Origin of the sequence: Paraburkholderia phenoliruptrix, assembly GCF_047325075.1 — a bacterium.
In the GTDB taxonomy this organism is placed as follows: Bacteria; Pseudomonadota; Gammaproteobacteria; order Burkholderiales; family Burkholderiaceae; genus Paraburkholderia; species Paraburkholderia phenoliruptrix.
Window position 1 is genome coordinate 858,263 of the sequence record NZ_CP168531.1, and the last position, 15,121, is coordinate 873,383.

The window sequence follows — 15,121 nt, forward strand, 5'->3', positions numbered from 1 at the left end:
AACAGGTGTGTGTCGGCAGCCGTGAGTGCTTCAGCACTTATGGATGCCCCACCCTGCGCCACGCGCAGGGTCTTATGCAGACCACACACGGTTGAGATCCATGTTGTGCCCGATACAGCACAACCCCGCATCGCCTGGTGAGCATCACCAGAAACTACTTCTTCCAGATTGGCTGTATTGCCCCACCGGCAGTACGGCAACCCGTCAAAGCCTGATGACCATAGCGAGTCGGTCCCACCCCTTCCCATCCCGAACAGGACCGTGAAACGACTCCACGCCGATGATAGTGCGGATTACCCGTGTGAAAGTAGGTAATCGTCAGGCTCCCCACCACCGTCAGAAACCCCACCCCGCAAAGGTGGGGTTTCTGCGTTTACGGACCGACCGCGGGTACAGCGGCACGGAAACGGCTGGCGCCCGAAGCTACAGAAACGCGGCAACGCAAGCCATATGCACCCCACCAGCGCGATGGGCCCTGCCGCGGCGTCCTGTCTACATCCACGCGAAATCCTATTTCCCTTCCGCCAGAAACCGCTGCGCAAGTCGCACCCAATACGTCGAACCGATGGGCAGCAACTCATCGTTGAAATCGTAGCTCGCGTTATGCAGCATGCAGGGGCCGGCACCGTGGCCTGCCTCGCGGTGGCCACCGTCGCCATTGCCGAGGAACGCATAGCATCCAGGCTTCGCCAGCAACATGAACGAGAAGTCTTCGGCACCCATCGTCGGTTCGACGGAATCGTTCACATTCTCCGCCCCCACCACCTCCTTCATGACTGCCGCCGCAAAGCGCGCCTCTTCACTGCTGTTGATCGTGGGCGGGTAGTTTCGGTGGAAGTGGACGTCGACCGTGCAATCGTAAGCGTCCGCCGTGTTTTCGGCGATTTTGCGCATACGCGCTTCGATGAGATCCAGCGTCTCAGTGGTGAAAGTGCGTACAGTGCCCGCGATCCACGCGTCGTCGGGAACGACGTTGACTGCGTCGCCGGCATGGATCTGGGTGATCGAGAGCACGGCCGTATCGAGCGGCTTCTTGTTCCGCGTAATGATGCCCTGCAGCCCGTTAGCGATCTGCACCGCAGTAAATACCGGATCGCGTCCGTTATGCGGCAACGCGGCGTGCGAGCCTACCCCTTTGATATCAATGCGAAATTCGTTGCTCGAGGCCATGATCGGACCTTCGGTCACGCCGAACTGCCCCGCCGGCATGCCCGGCCAGTTGTGGATGCCGAACACCGCATCGACGGGAAACTTCTCGAAAAGGCCGTCCTCGATCATGGCCTGAGCGCCAGCGCCGCCTTCTTCGGCCGGCTGAAAAATGAACACGATCGTGCCTTCAAAGTCGCCGTGTTTCGCGAGATGCCGGGCTGCACCGAGGAGCATCGCGGTGTGTCCATCGTGACCGCACGCGTGCATTTTCCCGTCGTTCTGCGACCGATGTTCGAAGCTATTCAGCTCCTGAATCGGCAGCGCATCCATGTCGGCGCGCAGGCCAATCGAACGCGCGCCACTGCCGCGTTTCAGCACGCCCACGACGCCTGTCTTGCCTAATCCGCGATGAGTTTCTATGCCCCACGACTCGAGTGTCTTCGCAACCAGGTCGGCGGTCGCGGTTTCCTCGTAACGCAGTTCGGGATGAGCATGGATCGTTCGTCGAAGGTTTCGGATTTCTCCGTGAGCAGCCTGGATTTCGGGGATCAGTTTCATAATAGAGTGCCGATGTGCTTGCGCTTTGACTTGCATGAAATCGTCGTGGCGATAGGTGCCGGACGCAGTGCTAACGATTCTACGCCGAAGGCTTTTTGGCGGCAGCATGCAGGCAAGCGCCAACGGACGTAATAAAATTCCGCGTTGCGCCCCGCTTACCGTCCCCCGAATGGTTACCCAATGAACGCCCCCACCGAATTCGCTCGCGCTGTTTGCCCTCACGATTGCCCCGACACCTGCGCAATGAGGGTCACCATTGACGGCGGGCGGGCGATCAAGGTCGTCGCTGACCCGGACCATGCTCCGACGCAGGGTGCCTTGTGTACCAAAGTCAGCCGCTACGCGGAACGGGTCCATCATCCGCAACGCCTGACAACCCCCATGAAGCGCATCGGCCGCAAAGGCGAGGGCCGTTTTGAAGCCATTAGCTGGGAAGACGCGTTGGAGTGGGGCGCGAGGCGCCTGTCGGAGATCGCGGGTCGCACGCCCGAAGCTATCCTGCCCTATAGCTACGCCGGCACGATGGGTCTCGTCCAGGGCGACAGCATTGCGCAACGGTTCTTTCACAAGCTGGGCGCATCGCAACTGGACCGCACGATCTGCGCGGCGGCCGGCGCGGCGGGGTTGAAATACACCTATGGCGCGAGCCTCGGCATGCTCACGGAGTTCTTCGAGGAGAGCGAGGTCATTCTGATCTGGGGCTCGAATCCCATTGCGTCGAATCTCCATTTCTGGACGCGGGCGCAGGAGGCGAAGCGTCGAGGCGCGCGACTGATTGCGATCGATCCGTATCGTTCGCTGACGGCGGAGAAGTGCCATCAGCATATTGCGCTGAAGCCGGGCACTGACGGCGCATTGGCACTCGGCATGATGAACGTGCTGATTTCAGAGGACCTGCTCGATCACGCTTACATCGCCGCGCATACCGTGGGCTTCGCCGAACTCAAAGCCCGCGCGCTCACGTATTCGCCGGCGTGCGTGGCAGACATTTGCGGCATTGAAGAGCAGGCTGTCATTGACCTCGCGCGACTTTACGGCAGCACGCGGAAAGCTGCGATTCGCCTGAACTACGGTCTGCAAAGAGTGCGCGGCGGCGGCAACGCGGTCCGCGCGATCGCGTGTCTGCCGTCGCTGACCGGCGCGTGGCGCGAGCGCGCCGGCGGCGCCTTGCTGTCGTCGTCCGGCTGGGCGCCGGTCGATACGCATGCTCTGCAACGTCCCGATCTGATGCCCGGCTGGCCCGAGAAACCGAGCCGCGTCATCAATATGAACGCAATCGGCGACGCACTCCTGCACCCGGGCGACCCGCAGTTCGGCCCGAAAATCGAGGCGATCGTCGTGTACAACTCGAATCCGGTCGCCGTCGCGCCCGATTCAGAGCGCGTCGCGGCAGGTTTTGCGCGCGAGGACCTCTTCACCATCGTGCTCGAGCATTTCCAGACGGATACGGCCGATTATGCCGACCTGCTTCTGCCGGCCACGACACAGCTCGAGCATCTCGACGTGCACAAGTCGTACGGCCACACGCACGTCATGGTGAACCTGCCGGCGATTCCGCCGGTCGCCGGTGCCCGTCCGAACACTGAGATTTTTCGCGGCCTCGCGCGTCAAATGGCGCTTGACGAGCCAGCACTCTTCGAAAGCGACGAAGCCGTCGCGCGCCGGGCGCTCCGATGGGAGGACAAGACGCTCGAAGGCGTCGACTGGGAGACGCTCAAGCAGACCGGTTGGGCAAAGCTGAATGTGCCAGACGCGCCGTTTGCCGAGGGCGGCTTTCGCACGCCGTCGGGTAAATGCGAGTTTTACAGCGAGCGCCTCGCCGAGCAGGGCCTCGACCCGCTTCCGGATTACCTGCCGCCTTACGAGTCGGCGGAATACGCACCGGAACTCGCCGCGCGCTACCCGCTCGCGATGATCTCGCCGCCCGCGCGCAACTTCCTGAACAGCACGTTCGTCAACGTGGAGAGTCTGCGCTCGACGGAAGGCGAGCCGCATCTCGACATTCATCCGGTGGACGCTGACGCGCGCGGTATTGCCCACGGCGACACGGTGCGCATTTTCAACGACCGCGGCTCGATGCAGGCGCGCGCCCGCGTCACCGACCGCGCGCGCCAGGGCGTCGTGATCGGCTTGTCGATCTGGTGGAAAAAGCTTGCGCCCGACGGTCGCAACGCCAATCAGGTCACGAGCCAGGCGCTCACCGATCTCGGCGGATCGGCCACTTTCTACGACTGCCTCGTCGAAGTGGAGCGCGTCTGAGCCGCGCTTCTCGCACTGCGCAAGCGTCGCCAGCAAGGCGTTCGCAGGTTCGAGGCAGCAGTCTAACCCAGCCGTTTTTCGCGGATACCGCAGAGGTGCCCATGCTACGATGCGTTTTTAGCACGACCATTCGAAAATAAAGAAGGAGACGCTGCATGGATAAAATCTGGCTGAAATCTTACCCGCCCGGCGTTCCCGCAGAGATCGACCCGACCCGCTATTCGTCTGTCGCCGAGCTGCTTGAGGAAGCGTTCCGCGAGCATCGCGACAAGCCGGCCTTCGTGTGCATGGGAAAGGTGATCAGCTACGGCGAACTGGACGCGCTTTCGCGCAAGCTGGCCGCGTGGTTTCAGTCAAAGGGTCTTGCGCGCGGCGCTCGCATCGCGATCATGATGCCCAACGTGCTGCAATATCCGGTCGCAATTGCGGCAATCCTGCGCGCGGGCTATGTGGTCGTGAACGTCAATCCGCTGTACACGCCGCGTGAGCTTGAACATCAGTTGAAAGACAGCGGCGCGGAAGCAATCATCCTGCTGGAAAACTTTGCTGTCACGCTGCAGGCAATCGTGCGCAATACAGCGGTGAAGCACATCGTGGTCGCCGCTATGGGCGATCTGATGGGCGTGAAAGGCACTGTGGTCAACTTTGTCGTGCGCCGTGTGAAGAAGATGGTGCCGGCCTGGAGCTTGCCCGGCCACGTCAAATTCAACGCGGCAATCGCGGAAGGCGAACGTCAAAGCTTCAAGCCAGTCGAGCAGGGCCCCGACGACGTCGCATTCCTGCAGTACACCGGCGGCACGACGGGAGTGGCCAAGGGCGCCACGTTGCTGCATCGGAACCTGATTGCAAACGTGTTGCAGTCCGAAGTCTGGCTGAATCCGGTGCGCACAAACCGCACGGACATCGACCAGTTCATCACCGTGGTGGCTTTGCCGCTGTATCACGTGTTCGCGCTGACGGTGTGCGGCCTGTTGACCATTCGCACCGGCGGCCTCGGCGTGCTCATCCCGAATCCGCGCGACATCCCCGGTATGGTCAAAGCGCTGCAAGGCTACGCCATTACGACGATCCCGGCGGTCAACACGCTGTACAACGCGCTCCTGAACAGCCCCGACTTTCACAAGCTCGATTTTTCGAAACTGATTGCGGCCAACGGCGGCGGCATGGCCGTGCAGGAAGCGGTCGCGAAGCGCTGGTTCGAGCATACGAAGACGCCGATCATCGAGGGCTACGGCTTGTCCGAGACCTCGCCGTGCGTGACCTGCAATCCCGTCACGGTGACGGAATATAGCGGGACGATTGGTTTGCCGCTGCCGTCCACGGAAGTCTCCATCCGCGACGACGAGGGCAACGAAATGCCGCTCGGCCAGGCGGGCGAGATCTGCATTCGTGGCCCGCAGGTCATGGCCGGCTATTGGAATCGGCCGGAAGAAACGGCGAAAGTCATGACGCCGGACGGCTTCTTCAAATCAGGCGACGTCGGCTTCATGAACGAGCATGGTTTTGTGAAGATCGTCGACCGCAAGAAAGACATGATTCTGGTCTCCGGCTTCAACGTGTATCCGAACGAGATTGAGGACGTGGTCGCGAAGCTTCCCGGCGTGTTCGAGGTCGCCGCGGTTGGGGTGCCCGATCAGCATTCCGGCGAAGCGGTGAAGCTGTTTGTCGTGAAAAAGGACGAGGCGCTTACCGACGCCGACATTCTGGCTTATTGCAAACAGCAGCTTACTGGCTACAAACGGCCGAAAATCGTCGAATTCCGCACCGAGCTGCCGAAGAGCAATGTCGGCAAGATCTTGCGCCGCGAGCTGCGCGATGGTCGTGCATGAGCGCCTGTCGCGTTGAATTGATCAACAGGTGACATGCAGTAAGCCGTCGATATAAGCAGAACGGAAGGGTCCGGCAGACGCCAGGTCAGCCGGGCCTTCTTATTTGCGCAGTCCCGCCACGGACGTAAAAAAAGGCGCCCGAAGGCGCCTTTGAGGCAAACTGCGTTTTTACGACTTATTAGAACTTGTGGCGGATACCGACACGAGCTGCCAGCTGGTTCTGGTTCGACGAGCCCGACAGGCCGTTGATGCCAGCCGTTGCTGCAACCACGGCACCTGCTGCGTTGACCGTTTCGCCGGTAGCGTGCTGATACACGCCGATCACGTAGACGTCGGTACGCTTGGACAGGAAGTAGTCCACGCCAACTGCGCCTTGGTGGTACTGAGCGCGCGAGTTGCCGTTGATTTCCGTGCCGCGCGTGTAGTCATACGCTGCGCCGACCAGCAATGCCGGGGTCAACTGGTACTTGAAGTTGACTTCTGCGTTGTTGAACGTAGCCGTTTGGCCCTTGAACGGCGATGCGTACGAAGCGCCCAGGTTTGCAAAGCGGATGTTCGAGTACGTCAGACCGACGGTTGCTGCGCCGAACGTGTAAGCACCGCCTGCACCGATAACCTGGTACGTGTTAGCCGATGCGAAACCAGCGTAGACCGGCGAGCTCACTGCTGCGTTCGCAGCCGGCAGCGGCGACTGACCGCCGTTGTTGAACAGGCCACCTTGAGCTGCCGGCGTACGTGCATTCAGGTAACCGACGCCCAAGACCAGGGGACCGTTGTTGTAGCCAGCGCCCAACGACCAGATCTGGTTCGACGAGAAGTTGCCTGCAACGCCGCCGAAGCTGTACGTGCCGCCGAACTTCAGGCCGCCGTAATCCGCGCTGGTGTACTTAACCGTGTTGTTCGTACGGTATGCGTTGTTGAAGTTGTCGATGTCGCCCGGGTGAGCAGCGATGTAGCCGCCCCACTGGTCGCCCGCTTCCAGCGGACCGACGTAGTCGACGACGGAGTCGTACTGACGACCCAGCGTGACCGTGCCGAACTGGCTCGACAGACCGACATAAGCTTGACGACCGAACATCAGGCCGCCTTGACCCAGCTTGCCGTTGTTCACGTCAAAGCCGTTTTCCAACACGAACAGCGCCTTCAGACCGCCGCCCAGATCTTCCGTGCCACGCAGGCCGAAACGCGAGCCTTGCATAACGCCGCTGGACAGGTTGTACAGGTGCTTGCCACCCGAGTTGGTGTTGATGTTGAAGCCTTCGTCAATGATACCGTACAGGGTCACGCTGCTCTGCGCATGTGCGACGCCTGCGAATGCGCCCAGTGCTGCGAGAGCGAGAAGCGACTTTTTCATCGAATGATCTCCAAGGATTACGAATCTTTTCTACAAGGCGAAATATTTATGTAGCGTTGAGGCCTTGCTTGTCCAACTTCGCGAGAAGTTGCACGTAATGTAACAAAAGGGCTAGATGGCACAAAGAAAAAGGAGGTCGCCGGGAACGCTCCTGTTTCGTTTACGCAACATGATCTAAAATCGAAATCCTGATGCCTTAGACGGCTGGATCAGAGCCGCTCGCAGGCCGCTTTTTCCCCCGCAAAGCCTTGCCGCACGGACTACGAAGTGCAGGAAGCCGGTTGTTGAATCAGGGAGTGCCGAATGTTTCTGGACGAGTTGATTACTGAGTTTGATCGGGGTTTACGCTCAATGACCGGCGTTTCGCGAATGAGCCGTCCTTTGCCGGTTCCGCAAGAATCGGCGGCCTCTGCGGAAGTGCCGGAACTGTCCCCGGCCGAGCGCGCGCATTCCGCGGGTCTCATGCGCGTGAATCACGTCGGCGAAGTGTGTGCGCAGGCGCTCTATCAGGCGCAGAAACTGGCGACGAAGTCGCCGTCGCTGCGCAGCGTGTTCAATCGTGCCGCAATCGAGGAAGAAGATCACCTCGCCTGGACGGCCAAGCGCCTCGAGGCGCTGGATTCGCGCCCGAGTCTGCTCAATCCGCTGTGGTACACAGGCGCGCTTGCCATTGGGCTCGCGGCGGGACGCCTCGGCGATCGCGTGAGCCTCGGCTTCATGGCTGAAACCGAGCGGCAGGTCGAACAGCATCTGGATAGTCATATGGACCGCCTGCCTGCCGCCGACCGCGAATCGCGCGCCATTGTCGAGCAGATGCGCGTCGACGAGGCCGAGCACGGAAAAGCGGCCATGGACGCGGGCGGCATCGAGTTGCCGTTCCCAGCGCGCGCCTTGATGCGCGCGATGTCGAAAGTCATGACGCGCACCGCGTACTACCTCTAAGAACCGCCAGCTTTCCGTCACATCGCGCCAAGTGGGACGACGCCGCTCGCGTCGTCCGCACGTAACTGCTGAAACCCCGCCGGACCCCTTCCAGACGCCCTTCACGATCGCTTACGATCCGCGCCCTTCGCCCGCACTTTTCACGTATCACCTTCACAAGCTTCAGTAGTTCCTTCATTTATAACGGTTTTCCGTTTTAAGTCTGACATGAAGGAGTCGCGCTAAGTCCTTGTTCTAACAAACAAAATTCGCTCAAAAAGCGGCTCTCTCCCTTGACCCGTGTTTAGCGTTCCTCTAAAGTGGGAGACAGTGTGAGAAAGTGCATTTTTGTGTGATCTCACTGGCGGTTTCGGGTAGATTTTTACGAATCGGGCAGCCAGCGCACAGGCGCTGGTCAAGAGGGAGAGCGAAGTGTTCCAAGGGGCGTCGGCGCTGACGCTCGATGCGAAAGGGCGGATGTCGATTCCCTCGCGCTATCGGGATGCGCTGCAAACACAGGCAGAGGGCCGGGTGACGATCACCAAGCACCCGGACGGCTGCCTGTTGCTCTTTCCGCGCCCGGAATGGGAAATCTTCCGCGACAAAGTCGACAAGCTCCCCATGAATGCGGCGTGGTGGAAGCGCATCTTCCTCGGCAATGCAATGGACGTCGATATGGACGGCGCGGGCCGCGTGCTCGTGTCGCCCGAATTGCGTGCGGCCGGCTCGCTGGAAAAAGAAGTGACCTTGCTCGGCATGGGGCGCCACTTCGAAATTTGGGACGCACAGATTTACGCCGCGAAGGAACAGGCGGCGATCGCCGAGGGCATGCCCGAGGCGTTGAAGAACTTCACGTTCTGATCGCGGCTTATATATATGGCATCGGCGATGAGAAACGAATTGCAGCATCGCACGGTGCTGCTGGAAGAAGCGGTAGAGGCGCTCGTCACGCGCGCGGACGGCGTGTATGTGGACGGCACATTCGGGCGCGGCGGTCACAGCCGTCTGGTGTTGGAGAAGCTGGGTGAAGCGGGGCGTCTGATCGCTTTCGACAAAGACCCGCTCGCCATCGCCACGGCGCAGCAGATCGCGGATCCGCGCTTTGGCATCGTGCACGAGAGTTTTGCTTCGCTGCGCACTGCGATTGCGGCGCGCGGCATTGAACGGGTGTCGGGCGTTTTGCTGGATCTGGGCGTGTCGTCGCCGCAAGTCGACGACCCGGAGCGGGGTTTCAGTTTCCGCGCCGACGGCCCGCTCGACATGCGGATGGACCCGACGCGCGGCGAGTCTGCCGCCGACTGGCTGGCGCGGGCCACGGTGCAGGAACTGACGGAGGTGATACGAGATTATGGGGAAGAACGGTTTGCTTTTCAGATTGCAAAGGCGCTTGTTGCTCGCCGGGCAGAGTCCGACCGTCTTGGGCCTCTCGTCAGCACGGGCGAGCTTGCCCAAATCGTGGCTAACGTCGTCAAAACCCGTGAGAAGGGCAAGGATCCGGCAACCCGCACCTTTCAGGCTATACGGATTCACATCAATCAAGAGCTTGCGGAGCTGCAAGTCGTTTTAGAAGCAGCGTTAGCGCTGCTGGAGCAAGGGGGGCGGCTGGTGGTCATCAGCTTTCATTCGCTCGAGGACCGGATCGTCAAGCGATTCATGCAGGCACACGCCAGTGCGCCCGCGGTCGATCGTCGCCTGCCGATTCGCGCCGTCGATCTGCCGAGCCCCCCGCTCAAAATCATCGGCCGCGTATTTGCGAGCGACGCTGAAGTCGCCGCGAACCCGCGCGCCCGTTCTGCCGTGATGCGCGTGGCGGAGCGGATTGCACCATGAATCGCCTCAATATATTCCTGCTGATGATCGTGATGGGTTGCGCCTTGTCTGTTGTCAACGCCACCAATCAGCAGCGCCAGATCTTCATCCAGTTGCAGCGCGCGCAGTCGCAGGAGCGCCAGCTGCAGCAGGACTATTCGCAGCTTCAATATCAGCAGAGCGCGCTGTCGAAGACGTCGCGCATCGAGCAGATCGCGACCGCGTCGCTGAAAATGCAGGCGGTCAGCACCGGGCGCACCCAGTACCTGACGCTCGACCCCGGCGCCGCGAAGGCCGAAGACGCGCCGATCCCGACTTCCGCGCCGGCCTCGGCGCCGGTTGGCGCAGCGAAACGCAGCGGAGGCGTGCGATGAAAAAATCGTCGGCTCACAAGAGCGTCGCGTTTTCCGCCAACCCGATCCTGTCCGTGCGCCTGCCCATGTGGCGCTCGAAGCTCGTCGTGTTCCTGCTCTTCATGGCGTTCGTCGCGCTGACCGCGCGCGCGTTCTGGATTCAGGGCCCCGGCAACGCGTTCTATCAGAAGCAGGGCGAAATCCGCTATCAGCGGCGCCTCGAACTGCCGGCCACGCGCGGCAAGATTCTCGATCGTAACGGTCTCGTGCTGGCCACGAGTCTGCCCGTGCGCGCTATCTGGGCCATTCCCGAGTCCGTGCCCGACGACCTCGGCGCAGACAAGCTGGACGCGCTTGGCAAGCTGCTCGGCATGACCAACAAGGAACTGCGCGCGAAGCTCTCGGAAGACAAGACCTTTGTCTACGTGAAGCGCCAGGTGCCGGTGGATATTGCCGACAAGGTGAAGGCGCTCGACATCCCCGGCATTTACGCGCGCGACGAATACAAGCGCTTCTATCCAGAAGGCGAAATCACCGCCCACCTGATCGGCTTCACCAACGTCGAGGACGAGGGCCAGGAAGGCGTCGAGCTCGGCGATCAGAAGCTGCTCGCGGGCGTGTCGGGCAGCCGTCGCGTAATCAAGGACCGCATGGGCCACATCATCGAGGACGTGGACGAGCAGGTCGTGCCGCATAACGGCCGGGACGTCGACCTCTCGATCGACAGCAAGATCCAGTACATCGCCTACGCGAACCTGAAGGCGGCCGTCGAAAAATTCAAGGCGAAGGCCGGCGCGGCGATGGTGATCGACGTGCGCACGGGCGAAGTGCTCGCGCTGGTGAATTACCCGACGTACAACCCGAACGACCGTTCTCACCTGACGGGCGACCAGCTGCGCAACCGCATCCTGACCGACACGTTCGAACCCGGCTCGATCATGAAGCCGTTCACCGTGTCGCTCGCGCTCGATCTGCACCGCGTCACGCCGACTACACTGGTTGATACCGGCGGCGGCCGCTTCGTGCTTGACGGTGCGCCGATCACCGACGACAGCGCGTTCGGCGTGCTGACCGTCGGCGGCGTGATCCAGAAGTCGAGCAACATCGGCGCGACGAAGATCGCCATGCAGCTCAAGCCCGAAGAGATGTGGAACATGTACACGAGCATCGGTCTCGGCCAGGCGCCGAAGGTCGGGTTCCCGGGCGCGGCGGCGGGGCGGCTGCGGCCGTGGAAGAGCTGGCGCCGCATCGAGCAGGCGACCATGTCGTACGGCTACGGCCTTTCCGTGTCGCTGTTCCAGCTGGGCCGCGCCTATACCGCCATTGCGCACGACGGCCAGATCATGCCGGTGTCGATTTTCCGCACGCCGGGCGACCAGCCGGCAACCGGCCCGCAAATCTTTTCGCCGACCACCGCCCGCGAAGTGCGCGCGATGCTCGAAACCGTCGTCTCGCCGGGCGGCACGTCGCCCGATGCGGCTGTGCCGGGTTATCGCGTCGGCGGCAAGAGCGGTACCGCGTATAAGCACGGGCCGCACGGCTACGACCACTCGAAGTACCGCGCGTCGTTCGTCGGCATGGCACCTATGCCCAATCCGCGCATCGTGGTCGCGGTTTCCGTCGACGAACCGACGGCGGGCAGCCACTTCGGCGGTCAGGTGTCCGGGCCGGTGTTCTCGGGCATTGTCGGCGACACGCTGCGCTCGCTGAACGTGCCGCCGCAAATGCCGGTCAAGCAGATGGTCGTGTCGGACGATTCCGCGTCCGCTGCGCCTTCGGCCACGCCGGCGCCGTCGGCGGCGAAGAAAATTTCGACCAGCGCGAGCGCGAAGAAGATGACGATTTCCGCGAACGCGAAGAGCCACCCGGGAGTCGTTCGATGAGCGCGCTCCGCCAGCACCATCCCGCGCATCAACAGATTGCCGACGCGTTGCAGTGGCTGCGCGCACGCGTGCAGCCGGGCGCGCATCTGCATGCCGACACGCGTTCGCTCGCAGCCGGCGACGCGTTTTTCGCCTACGCGGTGGAGGGCGCGGACAACCGCCCGTTTATCGACGGCGCGCTCGAACGCGGCGCTGCCGCGGTGCTCGTCCAGCCGGAAGGTTTCGGCGGCGCGATCGACGCATCCACGATGCTCGCGGTGCCGGCGTTGAACGAGCTCGCCGGTTCGATCGCGAGCGCGTGGTACGGCGATCCGAGCGACAGCATGCTCACGGTCGGCGTTACCGGCACGAACGGCAAAACCTCGTGCAGCCAGTGGATTTCGGCGGCGCTGACCGCGCTCGGCACGCGCTGCGCGATCATCGGCACACTCGGCACCGGTTTGCCGGGGCAACTCGTGCACACCGGCTTCACGACGCCCGACGCGCCGCAATTGCAGCGCAGTCTTGCGCAGTTGCGCGACGCCGGCGCCAAGGCGGTGGCGATGGAAGTGTCGTCGCACGCGCTGCATCAGGGCCGCGTGAACGGCACGGCGTTCGACATTGCCGTGTTCACGAATCTCACGCAAGACCATCTGGATTACCACCACACGTTCGAGGCCTACGAGGCGGCGAAGGCGCGCCTTTTCGCGTGGCCCGAACTGCGCGTGGCCGTGATCAACCGCGACGACGCGGCGGGCCGTCGTTTGCTCGCGAGCACACGCGGCCACGCACGCACCATCGCATATGGTCTCGACTCCGCGCAGCAAGATGCGTCCCGAAGCACGCCGGACAGCACGCCGCAGGCCGACGCGTTGCTGCTCGCGTCGAACGTGCGCGCGACTGCCACGGGCACCGCGTTCCACCTGAGCACGTCCGATTGGGGCGACGCGGATGTCGAAGTGCAAACCCTCGGCGCGTTCAACGTGAGCAATCTGCTCGGCGTACTCGGCGCGCTGCTTGCCGCCGACGTTCCGTTCGACGCCGCGCTCGCCGAACTGGCCAGGCTCGAGTCGGTGAACGGCCGCATGCAGCGTCTCGGCGGCCGCTTGCAGAACGACGAGCCGCTCGTCGTGATCGACTACGCACACACGCCGGACGCCCTCGAAAAAACCCTCGAAGCATTGCGGCCGATGGCAGCCGCGCGCGGCGGCGAACTCGTCTGCATGTTCGGCTGCGGCGGCGATCGCGACGCGACCAAGCGTCCGCTGATGGGCGCGATTGCCGAGAAGCTTGCCGACGGTGTCGTCGTCACTAGCGACAACCCGCGCAGCGAAGACCCGCAATCGATCATCGAACAGATCGCCGCCGGCATGAAGGACGCGTCGAAAGCGCGCCGCATCGAAGATCGCGCGAGCGCGATCCTGCAGGCGATCCGCGGCGCCGCGCGCGAAGACGTCATTGTGCTGGCCGGCAAGGGGCACGAAGCAACACAGGAAATCATGGGCAAAAAGCGCGCTTTCTCCGACCAGGACCACGCCCGGCTCGCGCTCGCCGCGCGGGCGACGCAGGCACGCGGAGGCGGCGAATGAGCGATCAGGGCAACGTCATGTTCACGCTGCGTGAAGCAGCCGCGCTGATTCCGGGCGCCACCATAGTCGGCGACGAGAGCGCCGCGTTCGAACGCGTGTCGACCGACAGCCGCAGCGCCGGTCCCGGCGATCTGTTCGTCGCGATCAAAGGCGACCGTTTCGACGCACACGACTTCCTCGCCGATGTCGCCGCGCGCAATGTGAGCGCTGTGCTCGTCGCACGCGTGCCGGACGGCTGGACGGTGCCCGCCGTGCGGGTCGCCGACACGCGCGCTGGGCTCGGCGCGCTGGCGCGCGGCTGGCGCCGCAAGTTCGGCATGCCGCTCGTCGCCGTGACGGGCAGCAACGGCAAGACGACGGTCAAGGAAATGATCGCGTCGATCTTCGCCGCGGCCGTCGGCGCGGACGAGCGTCTCGCCACGGCCGGCAACTTCAATAATGACATTGGCTTGCCGCTCACGCTGTTTCGTCTGGATGCCGCGCATCGCCTCGCTGTCGTCGAACTCGGCATGAACCACCCGGGCGAAACGTCGCTGCTCGCGAAGATCGCCGAGCCGACGGTCGCGGTGGTCAACAACGCGCAGCGCGAGCACCAGGAATTCATGGCGACGGTTGAAGCGGTCGCGCTCGAACACGCGAGTGTGATCCACGCGCTCAAGCCTGAAGGCGTCGCGGTCTTCCCGGCGAACGACGCTTACGCGAGCATCTGGCGCGTGGCGGCCACGGGAAACCGCATCATCGACTTCGCGCTCAACACGGCGGAACGCGCGACCGAAGCGGCTGTCACGGGCACGTTCGACGGCGGGCTGCTCAGCATCGAAACGCCCGAAGGCGCTTTGCAGGTCACGCTGCAGGTGCTCGGCGACCACAACGCGCACAACGCGCTCGCCGCGACGTCGGCGGCGCTTGCCGCAGGCGTTTCGCTCGACGCGATCAAGCGCGGCCTCGAATCGTTCGGCGCGGTGAAAGGCCGCTTGCAGGTCAAGCGAGCCGCGCTCGGCACGCTTGCGGGCGCCAAGGTGATCGACGACACCTACAACGCGAATCCCGATTCGATGCGCGCCGCGATCGACGTGCTCGCGTCGCACGCTTCGCCGCGCGTGCTGGTAATGGGCGACATGGGCGAAGTCGGCGACAACGGTCCCGAATTCCACCGCGAAATCGGCGCTTATGCCAAAGAACGCGGTGTCGACGCACTGTACGCAATGGGCGACGCCTCGCGCGACGCCTGCGTGGCGTATGGCGCAAGCGCGCATCACGTCGCCGACGTCGGCATGCTGGTCGCGCAATTGCAGCAGGCCGGTTTCGGCGCGGCTGCAACGCTTCTCGTGAAAGGCTCGCGCTTCATGCAAATGGAGCGCGTGGTGGACGCCGTTACGAGTCCACAACCCAACGCAGCGGGCAGCGCGCCCGCCGCACACTGAAATAGAAGGACCGA

Annotated in this window: 11 protein-coding genes and 1 rRNA gene; 10 read left to right on the forward strand and 2 right to left on the reverse strand. The window is 62.9% G+C overall.

The annotated features are described in order from the left end of the window. Positions 1-210: 210 nt before the first annotated feature. Positions 211-324 (forward strand): 5S ribosomal RNA (rrf, locus tag ACEN8U_RS15980). A 186-nt stretch (positions 325-510) separates the two neighbouring features. Here the strand turns inward: rrf and ACEN8U_RS15985 are convergent. Next, positions 511-1,707, reverse strand: a complete 1,197-nt coding sequence (locus tag ACEN8U_RS15985) for a M20 aminoacylase family protein (RefSeq protein ID WP_015003819.1) — start codon at positions 1,705-1,707, stop codon at positions 511-513. A 180-nt stretch (positions 1,708-1,887) separates the two neighbouring features. Between ACEN8U_RS15985 and ACEN8U_RS15990 the strand changes: the two genes are divergently transcribed. Continuing rightward, positions 1,888-3,966, forward strand: a complete 2,079-nt coding sequence (locus ACEN8U_RS15990) for a molybdopterin-dependent oxidoreductase (protein ID WP_041745789.1) — start codon at positions 1,888-1,890, stop codon at positions 3,964-3,966. Positions 3,967-4,121: 155 nt separating this feature from the next. Next, positions 4,122-5,795 (forward strand): long-chain fatty acid--CoA ligase, encoded by a 1,674-nt coding sequence (locus ACEN8U_RS15995; protein WP_015003817.1) that lies wholly within the window; start codon positions 4,122-4,124, stop codon positions 5,793-5,795. 178 nt (positions 5,796-5,973) lie between these two features. On the opposite strand, the gene ACEN8U_RS16000 is transcribed toward ACEN8U_RS15995, so the two are convergent. Beyond that, positions 5,974-7,149 (reverse strand): porin, encoded by a 1,176-nt coding sequence (locus tag ACEN8U_RS16000; RefSeq protein ID WP_013589701.1) that lies wholly within the window; start codon positions 7,147-7,149, stop codon positions 5,974-5,976. A 303-nt stretch (positions 7,150-7,452) separates the two neighbouring features. Here ACEN8U_RS16000 and coq7 point away from each other — a divergent pair, with 303 nt between their 5' ends. From coq7 to ACEN8U_RS16035, 7 genes are all read left to right on the forward strand, one after another. Then, positions 7,453-8,091 (forward strand): 2-polyprenyl-3-methyl-6-methoxy-1,4-benzoquinone monooxygenase, encoded by a 639-nt coding sequence (gene coq7, locus ACEN8U_RS16005; RefSeq protein WP_041745787.1) that lies wholly within the window; start codon positions 7,453-7,455, stop codon positions 8,089-8,091. Positions 8,092-8,502: 411 nt separating this feature from the next. After that, a complete protein-coding gene (gene mraZ / locus ACEN8U_RS16010; RefSeq protein WP_013340588.1) occupies positions 8,503-8,931 on the forward strand; it encodes a division/cell wall cluster transcriptional repressor MraZ in 429 nt (142 codons plus the stop codon). Positions 8,932-8,946: 15 nt separating this feature from the next. Beyond that, a complete protein-coding gene (rsmH, locus tag ACEN8U_RS16015; protein WP_015003815.1) occupies positions 8,947-9,900 on the forward strand; it encodes a 16S rRNA (cytosine(1402)-N(4))-methyltransferase RsmH in 954 nt (317 codons plus the stop codon). Beyond that, positions 9,897-10,253, forward strand: a complete 357-nt coding sequence (gene ftsL, locus ACEN8U_RS16020; RefSeq protein WP_013589698.1) for a cell division protein FtsL — start codon at positions 9,897-9,899, stop codon at positions 10,251-10,253. The genes rsmH and ftsL overlap by 4 nt, the downstream gene beginning before the upstream one ends. Continuing rightward, complete coding sequence (locus tag ACEN8U_RS16025) at positions 10,250-12,115, forward strand: peptidoglycan D,D-transpeptidase FtsI family protein (RefSeq protein ID WP_015003814.1); 1,866 nt, start codon at positions 10,250-10,252, stop codon at positions 12,113-12,115. Before ftsL ends, ACEN8U_RS16025 begins: the two co-directional genes overlap by 4 nt. Then, complete coding sequence (locus ACEN8U_RS16030; RefSeq protein WP_015003813.1) at positions 12,112-13,683, forward strand: UDP-N-acetylmuramoyl-L-alanyl-D-glutamate--2,6-diaminopimelate ligase; 1,572 nt, start codon at positions 12,112-12,114, stop codon at positions 13,681-13,683. The genes ACEN8U_RS16025 and ACEN8U_RS16030 overlap by 4 nt, the downstream gene beginning before the upstream one ends. Beyond that, entirely contained in the window at positions 13,680-15,107 is a 1,428-nt protein-coding gene (locus ACEN8U_RS16035; protein WP_015003812.1) for a UDP-N-acetylmuramoyl-tripeptide--D-alanyl-D-alanine ligase, read from the forward strand. The genes ACEN8U_RS16030 and ACEN8U_RS16035 overlap by 4 nt, the downstream gene beginning before the upstream one ends. Positions 15,108-15,121 lie beyond the last annotated feature (14 nt).

What these genes read in the sequence shown, in the direction of transcription:
- ACEN8U_RS16035 (WP_015003812.1), top strand. Translation starts at nt 13,680, where the DNA reads ATGAGCGATCAGGGCAACGTCATGTTCACGCTGCGTGAAGCAGCCGCG.
- ACEN8U_RS16025 (WP_015003814.1), top strand. Translation starts at nt 10,250, where the DNA reads ATGAAAAAATCGTCGGCTCACAAGAGCGTCGCGTTTTCCGCCAACCCG.
- ACEN8U_RS15985 (WP_015003819.1), bottom strand. Translation starts at nt 1,707, where the DNA reads ATGAAACTGATCCCCGAAATCCAGGCTGCTCACGGAGAAATCCGAAAC.
- ACEN8U_RS16000 (WP_013589701.1), bottom strand. Translation starts at nt 7,149, where the DNA reads ATGAAAAAGTCGCTTCTCGCTCTCGCAGCACTGGGCGCATTCGCAGGC.
- ftsL (WP_013589698.1), top strand. Translation starts at nt 9,897, where the DNA reads ATGAATCGCCTCAATATATTCCTGCTGATGATCGTGATGGGTTGCGCC.
- ACEN8U_RS15995 (WP_015003817.1), top strand. Translation starts at nt 4,122, where the DNA reads ATGGATAAAATCTGGCTGAAATCTTACCCGCCCGGCGTTCCCGCAGAG.
- ACEN8U_RS16030 (WP_015003813.1), top strand. Translation starts at nt 12,112, where the DNA reads ATGAGCGCGCTCCGCCAGCACCATCCCGCGCATCAACAGATTGCCGAC.
- rsmH (WP_015003815.1), top strand. Translation starts at nt 8,947, where the DNA reads ATGGCATCGGCGATGAGAAACGAATTGCAGCATCGCACGGTGCTGCTG.
- ACEN8U_RS15990 (WP_041745789.1), top strand. Translation starts at nt 1,888, where the DNA reads ATGAACGCCCCCACCGAATTCGCTCGCGCTGTTTGCCCTCACGATTGC.
- coq7 (WP_041745787.1), top strand. Translation starts at nt 7,453, where the DNA reads ATGTTTCTGGACGAGTTGATTACTGAGTTTGATCGGGGTTTACGCTCA.